10 protein-coding genes are annotated in these 15,192 nt (G+C 67.5%); 7 read left to right on the forward strand and 3 right to left on the reverse strand.

Annotation, left to right across the window (positions count from 1 at the left end; genetic code table 11):
• The first annotated feature begins 207 nt into the window (after positions 1–207).
• Positions 208–3,663: a hybrid sensor histidine kinase/response regulator gene (locus CRO39_RS12100; protein ID WP_097122200.1), complete on the forward strand. Its 3,456-nt coding sequence runs from the start codon at positions 208–210 to the stop codon at positions 3,661–3,663.
• Positions 3,664–3,678: 15 nt separating this feature from the next.
• On the opposite strand, the gene CRO39_RS12105 is transcribed toward CRO39_RS12100, so the two are convergent.
• Positions 3,679–5,316: a bifunctional AfsR/SARP family transcriptional regulator/alpha/beta hydrolase gene (locus CRO39_RS12105; protein WP_097122201.1), complete on the reverse strand. Its 1,638-nt coding sequence runs from the start codon at positions 5,314–5,316 to the stop codon at positions 3,679–3,681.
• 113 nt (positions 5,317–5,429) lie between these two features.
• Here CRO39_RS12105 and CRO39_RS12110 point away from each other — a divergent pair, with 113 nt between their 5' ends.
• Together CRO39_RS12110 and CRO39_RS12115 are read left to right on the forward strand one after the other, a co-directional pair.
• Positions 5,430–6,755: a tetratricopeptide repeat protein gene (locus tag CRO39_RS12110; protein WP_097122202.1), complete on the forward strand. Its 1,326-nt coding sequence runs from the start codon at positions 5,430–5,432 to the stop codon at positions 6,753–6,755.
• Positions 6,752–7,756: a CE1 family esterase gene (locus tag CRO39_RS12115; RefSeq protein ID WP_141400787.1), complete on the forward strand. Its 1,005-nt coding sequence runs from the start codon at positions 6,752–6,754 to the stop codon at positions 7,754–7,756. Before CRO39_RS12110 ends, CRO39_RS12115 begins: the two co-directional genes overlap by 4 nt.
• 29 nt (positions 7,757–7,785) lie before the next feature.
• On the opposite strand, the gene CRO39_RS12120 is transcribed toward CRO39_RS12115, so the two are convergent.
• Both CRO39_RS12120 and acs read right to left on the reverse strand, forming a co-directional pair.
• Entirely contained in the window at positions 7,786–8,454 is a 669-nt protein-coding gene (locus tag CRO39_RS12120) for a response regulator transcription factor (protein WP_097122204.1), read from the reverse strand.
• Positions 8,455–8,820: 366 nt separating this feature from the next.
• Positions 8,821–10,764, reverse strand: coding sequence for an acetate--CoA ligase (gene acs, locus CRO39_RS12125; RefSeq protein ID WP_097122205.1), 1,944 nt, complete (start codon positions 10,762–10,764; stop codon positions 8,821–8,823).
• A 329-nt stretch (positions 10,765–11,093) separates the two neighbouring features.
• Between acs and CRO39_RS12130 the strand changes: the two genes are divergently transcribed.
• From CRO39_RS12130 to CRO39_RS12145, 4 genes are all read left to right on the forward strand, one after another.
• A complete protein-coding gene (locus tag CRO39_RS12130; protein WP_097122206.1) occupies positions 11,094–12,482 on the forward strand; it encodes a DcaP family trimeric outer membrane transporter in 1,389 nt (462 codons plus the stop codon).
• A 10-nt stretch (positions 12,483–12,492) separates the two neighbouring features.
• Complete coding sequence (locus CRO39_RS12135; protein ID WP_097122207.1) at positions 12,493–12,762, forward strand: DUF4212 domain-containing protein; 270 nt, start codon at positions 12,493–12,495, stop codon at positions 12,760–12,762.
• 3 nt (positions 12,763–12,765) lie between these two features.
• A complete protein-coding gene (locus CRO39_RS12140; RefSeq protein ID WP_097122208.1) occupies positions 12,766–14,505 on the forward strand; it encodes a sodium:solute symporter family protein in 1,740 nt (579 codons plus the stop codon).
• Positions 14,506–14,694: 189 nt separating this feature from the next.
• Positions 14,695–15,159: a hypothetical protein gene (locus tag CRO39_RS12145; protein WP_097122209.1), complete on the forward strand. Its 465-nt coding sequence runs from the start codon at positions 14,695–14,697 to the stop codon at positions 15,157–15,159.
• Positions 15,160–15,192 lie beyond the last annotated feature (33 nt).

Genomic DNA, 15,192 nt, shown 5'->3' on the forward strand with positions numbered 1-15,192 from the left:
GGCGCACGCCCGGTGCGCACGTCATGGCGGCCACCCGGCGATGGCCGCTGCGGCTCTGCCGCCACGGCCCTGTTCAGCCGCGAGCTTCCCCTATCCGGCGCCAGCCGGCAAGCCGGAGAGCGTCGGCGGTCCCGTGCCCGCGCCGGGATGCGCAGCCGCCGATGCCTGGCAGTACACTGCCACCGAAGGCTGACGGGGAGGACAACCTTGGTTTCTAGCTGGGTCCTGCTGCTGGTCTCGGTCGGCTACGCTGCGCTGCTGTTCGCGGTGGCCTGGTGGGGCGACCGCCGCCCGCTGTATCCGGACCGTCCCTGGCTGCGGCCGGTCGTCTACAGTCTGGCGCTGGCGGTGTACTGCTCGTCGTGGACGTTCTACGGCGCGGTCGGCAGCGCCGTGCGCAACGGCATCGGCTACCTGCCGATCTACCTGGGTCCCCTGCTGTTGCTGCTGTTCGGCTGGCGCATCATCGAGCGGCTGGCGCTGATTGCGCGCAGCGAGAACACCGTGTCCATCGCCGATTTCGTCTCTTCCCGCTACGGCCGTTCGCGGCGATTGGCCGCGCTGGTCACGGTGATCGCGCTGATCGGCGTGGTGCCCTACCTGGCCTTGCAGTACAAGGCGGTGGCGATGAGCCTGAACGTGCTGACCGCGCAACCCGGCGGCAGCGCGCCCGGCTTCTTTTCCGATCCGGCGCTGTATGTGGCGCTGCTGATGGCGCTGTTCGCCGCGCTGTTCGGCACCCGCCAGGTCGACGCCACCGAGCACCACCACGGCATGATGCTGGCGATCGCGCTGGAATCGATGGTCAAGCTGGTGGCGATGATCGCGGTGGGCGTGTTCGCCTACCTGTGGCTGGGCGACCATGCGATCCGGGTCACCGATTCGGCGCGCACGCTGTTCGAGAACGCGCCGCCGGTCGGTTTCCTGACCCAGACCGTGCTGGCGTTCCTGGCCATCGTCTGCCTGCCGCGGCAGTTCCATGTGGCGGTGGTCGAATGCAGCGACATCGGCGACATCCGCAAGGCGCGCTGGCTGTTCGGCGCCTACCTGGTGCTGATCTCGCTGATGGTGGTGCCGATCGCCGCCGCCGGCGTGGCGCTGTTCGGCAGCGGCAGCGGCGTGCCGGACGACAGCTTCATCCTGTCGCTGCCGTTGGCCGAAGGCAGCAACGCGCTGGCGCTGGTCGCCTACGTGGGCGGGTTCTCCGCCGCCACCGGCATGGTCATCGTGGCCAGCATCGCATTGGCCACGATGGTCAGCAACGACCTGGTGATGCCGCTGCTGCTGCGGCGCGGCTGGGTCGGCCGGCATGCCGAAGCCGATGTCGCTTCGCGGGTGCTGTGGATCCGCCGGCTGGCGATCGGGCTGCTGGCCATCGCCGCCTACATCTACTACCGCAGCAGCAGCAACGACAGCACCCTGGCCTCGTACGGGCTGATGGCATTCGCGGCGGTGGCGCAGTTCGCGCCGGCCCTGATCGGCGGGCTGTACTGGCGCGGGGCCAGCCGCCGCGGCGTCGAGGTCGGCATGGTGCTGGGCTTTGCCACCTGGGTCTATACGCTGCTGCTGCCGACGATGACGCTGGCCGGCTGGTTCGACTCGGCCTGGCTGCAGACCGGCCCGTTCGGCGTTTCCTGGCTGCGGCCGCAGCAGCTGTTCGGGCTGAGCGGCTGGGACGCGCTGACCCACGGCACGTTCTGGTCGCTGCTGCTGAACACCGGCGCGATGATGATCGTCTCGGCGCGCTCGCGCCCGGGCGTCGACGAGCGCCTGCGCGCGGCGCCGTTCCTGGATCCGTATGCGCGGCGGCCGGCGCTGGCGTCCGGCGAATGGCCGGGCAACGTGCGCGTGGCCGATTTGCAGACGCTGGCCGAACGCGTGGTCGGCGAACGCCATGCCCGCCGCGCCTTCGCCGAGCAGGCGCAGCTGCTGCAGCGCGAACTGCAGCCGCAGGCCGCCGCCGACCGGGCCTGGGTACAGTTCACCGAGCGCCTGCTGGCCGCCGCCATCGGCGCGGCGTCGGCGCGCATCGTGCTGACCAGCGTGCTGCGCGGCTCGGGCATGGAGCTGGGCGAAGTGGTGGCGGTGCTGGACGAGGCCGGGCAGGAGCTGCGCTTCAACCGCGAGATCCTCTCCACCACGCTGGAAAACATCAGCGCCGGCGTCAGCGTGGTCAATCCGGCGATGCGGCTGGTGGCCTGGAACCGGCGCTACCAGCAGATGTTCGGCTATCCCGACGGCATGCTGTACGTCGGCCGGCCGGTGGCGGATCTGATCCGCTACAACGCCGAACGCGGCGAACTGGGCGAAGGCAACGTCGAAGAACAGGTCAACAAGCGCATCGACTACATGCGCGCCGGCTCGCCGCATGTCTTCGAGCGCGTGCGCAGCGACGGCCAGGTCATCGAGATGCGCGGCCAGCCGCTGCCCGGCGGCGGCTACGTCACCAGCTACAACGACATCACCGATTTCAAGCGCGCCGAGAACGCATTGCTGGAGGCCAACGAAACCCTGGAGCAGCGGGTTGCCGAGCGCAGCCATGTGGCCGAGGTGGCGCAGCAGTCCAAGACCCGCTTCCTGGCCGCTATCAGCCATGACGTGCTGCAGCCGTTGAACGCGGCGCGGTTGTTCGTCTCGGCCCTGCGCGACAGCGAACAGGGCGAAGAGCAGAAGCACCTGGCCGAGCGCGTGGACGCTTCGCTGCGCGCGGCCGAAGAGCTGCTGGACGGCCTGCTGGACGTGTCGCGGCTGGATGCCGGCGGCCTGCAGACCGAGATCAGCGATTTCGACGCCAACGAACTGCTGCGCGAGCTGGCCGCGCAGTACGCGCCGGTGGCGGCCGGACGCGGGCTGGACCTGCGCGTGCATGCGCGGCCCATGCCGGTGCGCAGCGACCGCCGGCTGTTGCGACGGGTGCTGCAGAATTTCCTCGCCAACGCGCTGCGCTACACCCGCCAGGGCCGCATCGTGCTGGGCATGCGCGCGCGCGGCGGCAAGGTGATGCTGCAGGTCTGGGACACCGGCCCGGGCATCCCGGAAAACCACATGCGCCAGATCTACGACGAGTTCCACCGCTTCCAGCAGCCGTTCGACTGGGGCGAACGCGGCCTGGGCCTGGGCCTGTCGATCTGCCAGCGCATTTCGCGGCTGCTGAATCATGAGCTGGATGCGCGCAGCCAGGTCAACCACGGCAGCATGTTCTCGATTACGGTCCCGCGCGCGGCGGTGGCCAGCGACCGCCGCGCGCCGACCCCGCGCAGGCAGTCGCCTTCCGATTCGCTGAAGGGCCTGCGCGTGCTGTGCGTGGACAACGATCAGGAGATCCTCGACGGCATGCGCGCGCTGCTCGGCCGTTGGCAGGTGGAAGTGCTGACCGCCGCCACCGTGGACGAGGCCATCGAGAAGATGGCCGCGGCGCCGGCGGTGATGCTGGTCGATTACCACCTGCACGACCGCCTGGACGGCCTGGATACGCTGGATGCGCTGCGCGCGATCGGTCCGGCTCCGCTGGCCGGCGCGCTGCTGACCGCCGATGGCCGCGACGAACTGAAGCAGCAGGCGCGCAAACGCGGTTACCGGCTGCTGACCAAGCCGGTCAGGCCGGCGTCGCTGCGCGCGTTCCTTGCCGCCCACCACAACCCGGTGGCCGCCGACGCGCTGTGAGCGCCGGCGGCCGGTTCACTGCGCCAGGAAGCCGCGCACTTCCTCCAGCCAGTGCTGCCAGGCCGCCTCATGTTCCAGCAGCAGATGGTTGCGGCTGTGCACCGGCACGAAACGGGCGCCGGGGATGGCATCGGCGATCAGCCGGCCTTCGCCGACCGGCACCCGCACATCGTCCAGGCTGTGCAGCACCAGGGTCGGACAGCGGACCTGCGGCAGCAGATCCACCACATCGATGCTGGCGAACTCGCGCATGAACCTGGCCGCGTTGTGCGGCGAGGTGGAGATGCGCTCGAGTTCGTTGAACCATTCGTGCTGGCGCGCGCTGCCGTCGGGAATGAACTGGCTGGTGAAGAACTGCCGGAACGACGGCTCCGGTTTGCCCCAGCCCAGTTCGGCCAGCTTGGCCATGGTTTCGGCCTCTTCGCGCTGTTGCGGGGTATCGCTGCGCACCAGCCGGCCGCGCGCGTAACCGCCATGCAGCACCAGCCGGCTGACCCGCTGCGGATGGCGCACCGCATAGGCAATGGCGATCGAGGCGCCCTGCGAAATGCCCAGCAGGGCGAAGCGTTCGACCTGCAGCGCATCGACGATCGCCTCCAGATCGTCGAGCCAGCGCGCGAACGACAGGTCGGCGACATCCCGGTCCGAAAGCCCGCAACCGCGTTCGTCGTAGCGCACATAGGCGAACTGGCGCGATAGCTCGCGCACCAGATGGCTCCAGACCGGGCTGTCGCGGTCGTATTCAAGATGCGAAAGCCAGGTGGCCGCCTTGATCAGCGGCAGCCCCTGCCCGGAGACCGCATAGGCCAGCCGCACGCCGTCGCGGCTGCGCGCAAAACGCATCTCCAGCGGCGCCGCCTCGCCAGCGCCGTTGCCGGCCGCGCTGTGCCGGACCATGGCGGTGGCCGACGCATAGGCCGCTTCCAGCACCGGCGAAGGCGCGATGCCGAACTGCTGGCGCAACGTTTCCGCGCAGCGGAAGTACGTGGCGTCGACGGCGGCCGCATCGCCGCGGTGCCCCAGCGCCACCATCAGCGCCGCGTAGCCGCTCTCGGCATGCGGGTCCAGCGCGATCAGGCGTTCGGCGGCGGCGATCGCGGTGGCGATGCCGTCGTTGCCGATGCTGCGTTCGGCCAGCCGCTGCAGGCCATGCGCCAGCAATCGCTCGTGGCTGGCGCGCTGTTGCTGCAGCCAGTCCTGGAAACCGCACGATTCCACCGAAAAGCCTTCCAGCAGGGCATGCGCGTCGTCGGCCAGCAATGCCTGCGTCGGCGCGGACGGGACGTCATCGGCCGGCGCGATTTGCGCCTGCGCCTGGGCGCGGGCCTGCAGCACGTCGCATTGCAGATCCAGGTGCGCCGCATCCAGCCACAGCTTGTCGGCATCGCCGCTGACCAACTCGATTCCACAGGCCTCGTTGAGCGCGTAGACCAGCCGCCGCAGCCGCGTACGCGAGGTGGCGCTGTCGACGTCCGGCCAGAGCAAGGTCGCCGCATGCAGCCGAGAGGCCGGCTGCCCGCGCATGGCCAGGTAGGCCAGCAACGCCAGCCCGTACTTCAGGCCGATGGCCAGCGGGCGGCCGGCCACTTCCACCCGCGGCCAGCCATGCAGCCGCAGCAGCACAGGGTGAGGGACGGCGCAGGGACGCGACATGGTCACACTTTGGCTTTGACGGGGTTGGCGCTACCCCGTCACCTTACCCCAACCCCCGGTCGTCGGCGCGCCCTCCCCCATGCCGGCCCCGTCTTCATCGCAGGTGCACCACTATGCTTTCCGACCCCCGCGGCTGCCCGGTTTCCACCGGCGTGGCCTCCGCCATCGCCCACGCCGAACATGCGCAATGGCGCATGCTGAGCTATTTCGGCGATCCGTTCGAAGATCTGGACGCCGCCGTCCAGGACGATCCGGCCTGGACGCTTCCGCTGATCATGAAGGCCAACTGCCTGTTGTCGGCGGCCGAATTCGCCCCGACCCAACAGGCGCTGGCGCTGCTCGACCAGGCCCGCGAGCTTTCCGCACGCGGATGCGCCAATGCGCGCGAACGCGACCACATCGCCGCCAGCGCGGCCTGCGCCGCCGGCCAGTGGCGCACCGCCTGCGACCTGTGGGAACGCATCCTGATCCAGTACCCGCACGATCTGGTGGCGCTGCTGGCGGCGCATCTGTTCGACTTCTACCGCGGCGACAGCCGCAACCTGCAACGCCGGGTGACGCGGGTGTTGCCGGCCTGGTCCGAATCCGATCCGCTGTATCCGCATGTGCTGGCGCTGCACGCATTCGGCCTGGAGGAATGCAACCACTACGACCGCGCGCTGGAGTCGGCCCATGCAGCGCTGGCGCTGCAACCGCGCGAGCCATGGGCGGTGCATGCCATCGCCCACGTCCATGAGATGCGCGGCGAGTACGACCAGGGCGCGGCCTTCCTGCAGGCCCGTACCCAGGACTGGGCGCCGGACAACGGCTTCGCGTTCCACAACTGGTGGCATCTGGCGCTGTTCCAGCTGGAACGGATGGACACCGCCGCGGCGCTGGCATTGTTCGACGAGCGTATCGCCGAAGGCACCGACCTGGCGCTGCAGCATGTGGATGTCTGCGCCATGCTGTGGCGGCTGCAGTTGCTGGGCGTGGATGTGGGCGACCGCTGGCAGCAGGCCTCGGCCCGCTGGCCCGCCACCGTTCCCGACCGCGGTTACTACGCGTTCAACGACTTCCACGCCGCGCTTGCCTACATCGGCGCCGGAAAGCCGGAACAGGCGCGCCAAGTGCTGCAGGCGGTCCAGCAACGTTCCGCCCAGCCCGAGGCAGGCGAACCCGGCTGGATGGCCGCCGAAGTCGGGGTGCCGCTGCTGCGCGGGCTGGTGCAGTACGCCGAAGCGGATTTCGCCGGTGCCACCGAGCAGCTGCTGGGCGTACGCGAGCACAGCCACAGGTTCGGCGGCAGCCATGCGCAGCGCGATATCATCGAGCTGACCCTGCTCGATGCCGCGGTGCGCGCCGGCCGCAAACCGCTGGCGCGCCATCTGCTCAACGAGCGATTGCTGACCAAGCCGCAATCGCCGCTGACCGAGCACTGGGCCAGGCGGATCGCATGAGGTCAGGCCGGTGCGCGGTGGCCGCCGCGCTGGCGGTGCTGGTGCTGGCGGCTTCGTTCGCGCATCTGTACCTGTTGCAGCCCGGGCGCCCGCAGGTGCCCGCGCTGCAGGGCCAACTGCAGCGGCATGTCATCGACCACGATGGCCGGCGGCGCAGCTACTGGCTGTACCAGCCGGCCGGGAGCGCGGCCGATGCGGCGCTGCTGCTGGCGCTGCACGGTCCATTGGGCAATGGCCATGGCATGCGCGAACTGACCGCACGCCGGCTGGATCTGCTGGCGGACAGGCATGGCCTGCGCGTGGCCTACCCCGATGCCGGCGCCGGCGGCTGGAACGGATGCGGCGTGGCCGGCCCGCAGCGGGCCGACGATGTCGGTTTCCTGCTGGCGATGGTGGCCGATGTCAGCGCGCGTAGCGGCGCCGCGCCGGCACGCATCCATGCGTTCGGGTTTTCCGACGGCGGCGCGATGGCGCTGCGCCTGGCGTTACATGCGCCGGGCCGGCTGGCATCACTCTCGATGGCGGCCGTGCGGCTTTCGCACATCAGCGTCCCGGTCGGCGCCAGCGGCGCGGCCATGCTGCCGCCCATGCTCCTGATCAACGGCAGCGCCGATCGCTTCGAACACGCCGAATGCGCGGTCGGCGGCGGCACCGGCGTCGCCGCTGCCCATGCCATGGCGGCCTGGCTCAGCGGCGGCGATGCTGGTGCGCTGTCACCCGCCCCGCACGAATCGCCACCAGGCGCTGTCATCAACCGCCAGTGGCGCGGCCGGCGCGGTTCGTTGCGGCTGTACCTGGTCACCGGCGGTGGGCATACCCTGCCGCAGCCGTATGTGCGCTATCCGCGCGTATTCGGGCCGACCTATGCCGGATTCGACGGCTTGGCTGCGATTGCCGGATTCATCGCCGAAACCAACGCTCCCAGCCAGGCGACTGCGCCGTCACTGGGTGCGAGCGCGGCTGCGCAGCACGGCGCCGGCGACTACCCAATGGATGACTAGGGGCTGTTGACGCTCGAGATTAACAGCCCCTAGTCCTGCTCTTCCGGCGGCGGCACCAGTCCGTCCGGGTCCACCGCCAGACGTCCGGCCATCAGCACCGCCTGGGTGCGGTTGGTGACGCCCAGCTTGCGCAGGATGGCGGTGACGTGGGCCTTGATGGTGGCTTCGGAAACGTTGAGGTCGTAGGCGATCTGTTTGTTGAGGCGGCCGGCGCCCAGCATCTGCAGCACGCGGAACTGCTGCGGGGTCAGATCGCGCAGGCGCTGCGCCACTTCATGTTCGTCGCGGCCGATGGCCGGCGCGTTGTGCGCTTCGGCCGGCGCCCAGCGTTCGCCCTCCAGCACCAGCCCAATCGCTTCGCCGATGGTTTCCGAATCGGCCGACTTGGGAATGAAGCCCAGCGCACCGTGATCCAGCGCGCGCCGCATCACCGTGGGCTCCTCGCGCGCGGAAACGATCACCACCGGCAATTGCGGATGCAGCGCACGCAGATGCACCAGCGCATTGAAACCATGCGCGCCGGGCATGTTGAGATCCATCAGCAGCAGATCCGCGTCCGGGTGCGCATCGACCAGCGAATACAGCGCATCGACGCTGTCGGCCTCATGCAGCATGACCCCGGGCAGCACCCGCTGCACCGCCCCGCGCAAGGCTTCGCGGAACAGCGGGTGGTCGTCGGCGATCAGCAGGGTAGGCATGGCGAAAAGCGAGAAACGAGTGAAGAGGAGTGAGAAACGAGTAGGGAGAGGCGAGGAACGAGTGTGGAGGAACGAGAAACGAGTGGGGAAGCGGAGCGAATAAGGGTCGGTGGCGGGCGGGAGTGAGGAGCAAGTGCGCTTGTGCTGTTGCTGTTGCTGTTGCTGTTGCTCCTACTCGTTCTTCACTCCTCTTCACTCGTTTCTCGCTTCCCGCTCCTGCTTCACCGCACCTTGCGGTCGGGTCGGCCAGTTCAGGGCAAGTAACGAGTGTAGAGAGATGAAGAACGAGCAGCCAGCAGCGGGGATGGAAAGCGCTGTTGCTGTTGCTCCTACTCGTTCCTCACTCCTCTTCACTCGTTCCTAGCTTCACCGCACCTTGCGGTCGGCCACCAGCGAATCGACCACGGTCGGGTCGGCCAGGGTGGAGGTGTCGCCCAGCTGATCCGGCGCATTCTCGGCGATCTTGCGCAGGATGCGGCGCATGATCTTGCCGCTGCGGGTCTTCGGCAGGCCGGGCGCCCATTGCAGGTGATCGGGCGCGGCGATCGGGCCGATTTCCTTGCGCACCCACAGCACCAGTTCCTTCTGCAGCTCGTCGCTGGGGGTCTCGCCGGCCTTCAGGGTGACATAGGCGTAGATGCCCTGGCCCTTGATGTCGTGCGGGAACCCGACCACTGCCGCCTCGGCCACCTTGGGATGCAGGACCAGCGCGCTTTCCACTTCGGCGGTACCGATGCGGTGACCGCTGACGTTGATGACGTCGTCGACACGGCCGGTGATCCAGTAATAGCCGTCCTCGTCGCGGCGGCAGCCATCGCCGGTGAAGTAGGTGCCCGGGTAGGTGCGGAAATAGGTGTCGATGAAGCGCTGGTGGTCGCCGTAGACGGTGCGCATCTGCCCGGGCCAGGAATCCAACAGCACCAGGTTGCCTTCGGCGGCGCCTTCCAGCCGTTCGCCGTTGGGGTCCACCAACGCCGGCTGCACGCCGAAGAACGGCAGCGTGGCCGAGCCCGGCTTCAGATCGATGGCCCCGGCCAGCGGCGTGATCAGGATGCCGCCGGTCTCGGTCTGCCACCAGGTGTCGACGATGGGGCAGCGCGAATCGCCCACCACCTCGTAGTACCAGCGCCAGGCTTCGGGATTGATCGGTTCGCCAACGCTGCCCAGCAATCGCAGCGAACTGCGCGAGGTCTTCTTGACCGGGCCCTCGCCTTCGCGCATCAGCGCGCGGATGGCGGTGGGCGCGGTATAGAAAATGGTGACCTGGTGCTTGTCGATCACTTCCCAGAAGCGCGACACGCTGGGGTAGTTGGGCACGCCCTCGAACATCAGCGCGGTGGCGCCGTTGGCCAGCGGACCATAGACGATGTAGCTGTGGCCGGTGACCCAGCCCACGTCGGCGGTGCACCAGTAGATGTCGTCCTCGCGCAGGTCGAACACCGCTTCGTGGGTGTAGGCGGCGTACAGCAGATAGCCGCCGGTGGTGTGCAGCACGCCCTTGGGCTTGCCGGTGGAACCGGAGGTATACAGGATGAACAGCGGATCCTCGGCGTTCATGCGCTCGGGTTCGCATTCGGCCGGCTGCGGATCGACCACCGCATCGAACCAGCGGTCGCGCGGCATCTGCATGTCGACCGCGCCGCCGGTGTGGCGCACCACCAGCACCGTTTCGACGGTGTTGGTGCCGGGCAGCTTCAGCGCGGCGTCCACATTGGCCTTCAACGGCACCTTCTTGCCGCCGCGCAGGCCTTCGTCGGCGGTGATGATCAGCTTGCTGCCGCAGTCGGCGACACGGTCGGCGATGGAGTTGGGCGCAAACCCGCCGAACACCACCGAATGGATGGCACCGATGCGCGCGCAGGCCAGCATCGCCACCGCCGCTTCGGGAATCATCGGCAGATAGATGGTGACCCTGTCGCCCTTCTGCACGCCCAGGTTGCGCAACGCGTTGGCCAGCTTGCAGGTGCGTTCGTACAGCTCGCGATAGGTCACCGGGTAGGACGGCGAGTCCGGGCTGTCCGGTTCGAACAGCAGCGCGGTCTTGTCGCCGCGCGTGGCCAGCTGGCGATCCAGGCAGTTGACGCTGGCGTTGAGCTCGCCATCGGCGAACCAGCGGATGCGGAAATCGTCCAGATCGTAGCTGACGTCCTTGATCCGGGTGGGCTTGGTGAACCACTGCAGCCGTTCGGCGGCCTGGCCCCAGAACCGTTCCGGATCGTCGATCGACGCCTGGTAGGTACGCAGGTAATCCTCGCGACCGATGCGCGCGTTGGCGGCGAATGCCGGGGTGACCGGGTAGCGATCAGTCATAAGGGCCTCCCAAAGACTCGATAGGTGTTCGATTCTGACAGTGTTGCGGCGCCGGCGCGCCGCGTAGCGGCCCCGTCCGACGCCCGCAACGGCACGGCGATGACCGAGTTTGCCGCATTCGGGCGTGCGGCATTGCAGCAAGCGGCTTAGACCTTGGTCGTAAATCCTTGTCCCCGGCGGTCTGGACCCTGGTCCAGACCTTCGGCTTTGGCGGCAATTTCCGCGATCGCAAGGGGCGTTCGACTAATGGCGAATAGGCGGGGACTGCAATCCCGGGCAAGTCTGCACGACAGCCGCGTCAATCTGCGGCTTGCTAACCGGGAGGGGTTATGACCACACGTTTCGCATCGATAACGCGGCGGCCGCTGGCCGCTGCGCTGTTCGTCGCATTGATCGCGCCGGGGATGGCGTTCGCGCAGACCGCCAAGGAAAAAGCGCTGGAGGCGCGCGTTGCCGAACTGGAACGGCAGGTGCAGCTGCTGCTTTCCTCGCAGCAACAGCAACAGACCGCCATCAGCGATACCCAGACCCAGTTGACCGAGGTCAGGACCGCGCAGACGCAGGCGCCGGCAGCCAAGCCGGGCATCCAGCAGACACCGATTTCGGCCGGCGCCGGCCCCAATACCCGCTTCACCTACGGCGGTTTCATCAAGCTCGACGCTTCGGTCACCAGCACCAACGATGGCGATCTGGCCGACGGTTCGGTCGGCCGCCTGTTCTACGTGCCCAAGACCATTCCGGTCGGCGGCGGCGCGACCAAGGAAGGCGGGGCCGATACCGATTTCGGCGCCAACTTCTCGCGCTTCTGGTTCGCCACCGACACCGACCTGGACAGCGGCGACAAGCTGAAGAGCTACCTGGAATTCGATCTGTTCGGCGGCGGCAGCACCGCCTTCACCGGCAACGAGGTCGCCACCAATACCTATGCGCTGACGGTGCGGCAGGCCTACGTGACCTGGAACAACTGGCTGGCCGGCCAGGCCTGGAGCAACTTCCAGGACACCGCCGCGCTGCCCGATGCGGTCGACTTCCTCGGCCCGAGCGAAGGCACGGTGTTCGTGCGCCAGGCGCAGATCCGCTACACCAAGGGGCCGTGGTCGTTCTCGGCCGAGAATCCGCAGACGGTCTACACCCCGTACCTGGGCAACATGGCGCAGGTCGCCGGCGACGACGGCGCAATGCCGGACATCACCGCCCGCTACCAGGCCAAGGGCGACTGGGGCCACTTCAGCGTCGCCGGCCTGGCGCGCCAGCTGAAATACCAGAACGGCCCGGCCAATTCCTCCGAAACCGGCTTCGGCCTCAGCGTGTCCGGCAAATGGAATCTGGGCGCCAACGACGACATCCGCTACATGATCACCGGCGGCACCGGCATCGGCCGCTACGTCGGCCTGGCGCTGAACAACGACGCGGTGCTGGACGCCAATGGCGATCTGGAAAACATCGATCTGCTGGCCGGATTCGTCGGTTGGCGCCATGTGTTCAGTCCCAAGCTGCGCACCAACGTCTTCTACTCGCGCGCCGAATACGACAACGAAGTCGCGTTGACCGGCCTTGGCATCACCAAGGGCGCGCAGTCGGCCCACGTCAACCTGATCTATTCCCCGCTGCCCAAGCTCGATCTCGGCGCGGAACTGATCTGGGGCAAGCGCGAGCTGGAGAACGGAGACAGCGGCGAACTTAACCGCTTGCAGACCCACGTCAAGTACACCTTCTGAGGCCCGACCGATGAGTACTTCCGAACAAATCATGCAGCGCCGGCAGTATTGGCGCCGCGCGATACGCACAACGATGATCCTGCTGGCGATCTGGTTCGTGGTGACCTATGTGGTCGCCTGGTTCGCCGTGCCGCTCAACGAAATCACCTTCCTCGGCTTCCCGCTCGGCTTCTACATGGGCGCGCAGGGGTCGCTGATCGTCTATGTGGGCCTGATCGTGTACTACGCCTGGTACATGAACAAGCTCGACCGCGAATACAACGTCTCCGAGGAGGGCTGACCGATGGCAACCGCCAAGAAAGACTTCGTCAGCAACCTGCCGAAGATCTACAGCATGTACACCGGAGGCTTCATCGCCTTCGTGATCCTGCTGGCCATCGCCGAGCAGATGGGCATGCCGAACAAGATCATCGGCTACATCTTCATGGCCGCCACCATCGGCCTGTACGCGATGATCGGCATCATGAGCCGCACCGCGCAGGTCGACGAGTACTACGTCGCCGGGCGCAAGGTGCCGGCGGTGTTCAACGGCATGGCCGTGGGCGCGGACTGGATGTCGGCGGCCAGCTTCATCGGCATGGCCGGCACGCTGTACGTGCAGGGCTATGACGGCCTGGCCTACGTGATGGGCTGGACCGGCGGCTACGTGCTGGTGGCGCTGTTCCTGGCGCCGTTCCTGCGCAAGTTCGGCCAGTACACGATTCCGGACTTCCTGGGCGCCCGGTACGGCGGCAATATCGCCCGTACCGTCGGCATCATCGCCGCGATCACCGCCAGCTTCGTCTACGTGGTGGCGCAGATCACCGGCGCCGGCATCATCGTCAGCCGCTTCCTGGAAGTGCCGTTCTTCTTCGGCGTGTTCTTCGGCCTGGGCGGCATCCTGGTGTGCTCGATGCTGGGCGGCATGCGCGCGGTGACCTGGACCCAGGTGGCCCAGTACATCATCCTGATCATCGCCTACCTGGTGCCGATCGTCTGGTTGTCGCTGAAAGTCACCGGCAACCCGATCCCGCAGATCGCCTACGGCGAAGTGCTGCAGAACATCGCGGTGCTGGAACAGCAGCTGGGCGTGGAAGCGCCTCACTCCACCCCGTTCAACATCACCGACCGCACCAACTTCCTGGCGCTGACGTTCTGCCTGATGGTGGGCACGGCCGCGTTGCCGCACATCCTGATGCGCTTCTTCACCACGCCCAGCGTCAAGGAAGCCCGTGCCTCGGTGGGCTGGTCGCTGTTCTTCATCTTCCTGCTGTACTTCTCGGCGCCGGCCTACGCGGCGTTCGCCAAGTACGAGGTCTATTCCAACGTGGTGGGCCAGGCGATTGCCGATCTGCCGGCGTGGGTGGCATCGTGGACGCAGGTGGGACTGGTGGCGGTCAACGACGCCAACGGCGATGGCATTCTGCAACTGGCGGAGCTGACCCTGCAGGCGGATGCGATCGTGCTGGCGACGCCGGAAATCGCCGGCTTGCCGTACGTCATTGCCGGCCTGGTGGCGGCGGGCGGCCTGGCCGCGGCGCTGTCCACCGCCGACGGTCTGCTGCTGACCATCTCCAATGCGCTGTCGCATGACGTGTACTACAAGATGGTCAACCCGCAGGCTTCCACCACCAAGCGCCTGACCATCGCCCGCATCCTGCTGGTAATGGTGGCCATCTGCGCGGCCGCGGTGGCGGCGCAACGCCCTGCGGGAATCCTGGCGCTGGTTGCCTGGGCATTCTCGATTGCCGGTGCGGCGTTCTTCCCGGCGCTGGTACTGGGCATCTTCTGGAAGCGGGCCAACAAGACCGGTGCGGTGGCCGGCATGATCGTGGGCTTTGCGCTGACCCTGTTCTATCTGGTCGGCGTGCAGTTCATGGGCATGGAGAAGTGGTTCAACATCAACACAGTGTCGGCCGGCATCTTCGGCATTCCGGCCGGCTTCCTGGTGATCTGGATCGTCAGCCTGCTGACCAAGGCGCCCGCGCAGGACGTGCAGGACATGGTGGAAGACATCCGCTACCCGCACATCAAACAGGCCTGACCGCCGTACCCTCGACAGCGCCGGGCTTGCCCGGCGCTGTTTTTTTTGCCGATCTTGTGGGTCTGGAGCCGCTGACGTTTCCCCGGGCAGGCAGGCGCCGCAACTGCACGCATGCGCGACAAGGAAGTGAAAGCAACGTAACTTATCCCTATCGCGTCAACAGGCCCCGGCCTCCTGGAATCCGCCTTTATGTCGATGCCGCTCTACATCCTTCAGCTGATCCTCGGACTGATGTTCTACACCCTGATCGGCCAGGCCGTGCTGGCGGCGTTCCTGGGCATGCGGCGCATGCACAACGGCATCTACCTGGCGATGGAAAAAGTGGTCTGGGGCCCCAAGCGGCTTGCCGGGCTGCTGCTGCCCTCGTTCCAGTCCATGCTGGCGCAGCGCGCGCTGGCCGCGCTGGTGGCCGCCATCACCTGGTTTACGGTGATTCCGAAGGTGGCGCCGGTGCTGGCCTATTGGGGCCAGTTGCGGATGGAATACCTGGTCGCCACCTGGCTGCTGCTGCTGGTGCTGCTGCTGGGCTTCGCGCTGACCGTCCCGGCGCTATGGCTGAAATCGTTCACCCGCGGCCTGCTGGCGATGGGATTGATTGCCCTGGTCGAACGCGCGCTGGTGTTCCTGTTCCGCAGCCAGGGCTGGCTGGGGTGAAGCGGGGAACGAGTGAGGAGTGAGGAGTGAGGA

This window comes from Pseudoxanthomonas wuyuanensis (assembly GCF_900215535.1).
Lineage (GTDB): Bacteria > Pseudomonadota > Gammaproteobacteria > Xanthomonadales > Xanthomonadaceae > Pseudoxanthomonas_A > Pseudoxanthomonas_A wuyuanensis.

What these genes read in the sequence shown, in the direction of transcription:
- CRO39_RS12105 (WP_097122201.1), bottom strand. Translation starts at nt 5,316, where the DNA reads ATGTCGCGTCCCTGCGCCGTCCCTCACCCTGTGCTGCTGCGGCTGCAT.
- CRO39_RS12110 (WP_097122202.1), top strand. Translation starts at nt 5,430, where the DNA reads ATGCTTTCCGACCCCCGCGGCTGCCCGGTTTCCACCGGCGTGGCCTCC.
- CRO39_RS12115 (WP_141400787.1), top strand. Translation starts at nt 6,752, where the DNA reads ATGAGGTCAGGCCGGTGCGCGGTGGCCGCCGCGCTGGCGGTGCTGGTG.
- CRO39_RS12120 (WP_097122204.1), bottom strand. Translation starts at nt 8,454, where the DNA reads ATGCCTACCCTGCTGATCGCCGACGACCACCCGCTGTTCCGCGAAGCC.
- acs (WP_097122205.1), bottom strand. Translation starts at nt 10,764, where the DNA reads ATGACTGATCGCTACCCGGTCACCCCGGCATTCGCCGCCAACGCGCGC.
- CRO39_RS12130 (WP_097122206.1), top strand. Translation starts at nt 11,094, where the DNA reads ATGACCACACGTTTCGCATCGATAACGCGGCGGCCGCTGGCCGCTGCG.
- CRO39_RS12135 (WP_097122207.1), top strand. Translation starts at nt 12,493, where the DNA reads ATGAGTACTTCCGAACAAATCATGCAGCGCCGGCAGTATTGGCGCCGC.
- CRO39_RS12140 (WP_097122208.1), top strand. Translation starts at nt 12,766, where the DNA reads ATGGCAACCGCCAAGAAAGACTTCGTCAGCAACCTGCCGAAGATCTAC.
- CRO39_RS12145 (WP_097122209.1), top strand. Translation starts at nt 14,695, where the DNA reads ATGTCGATGCCGCTCTACATCCTTCAGCTGATCCTCGGACTGATGTTC.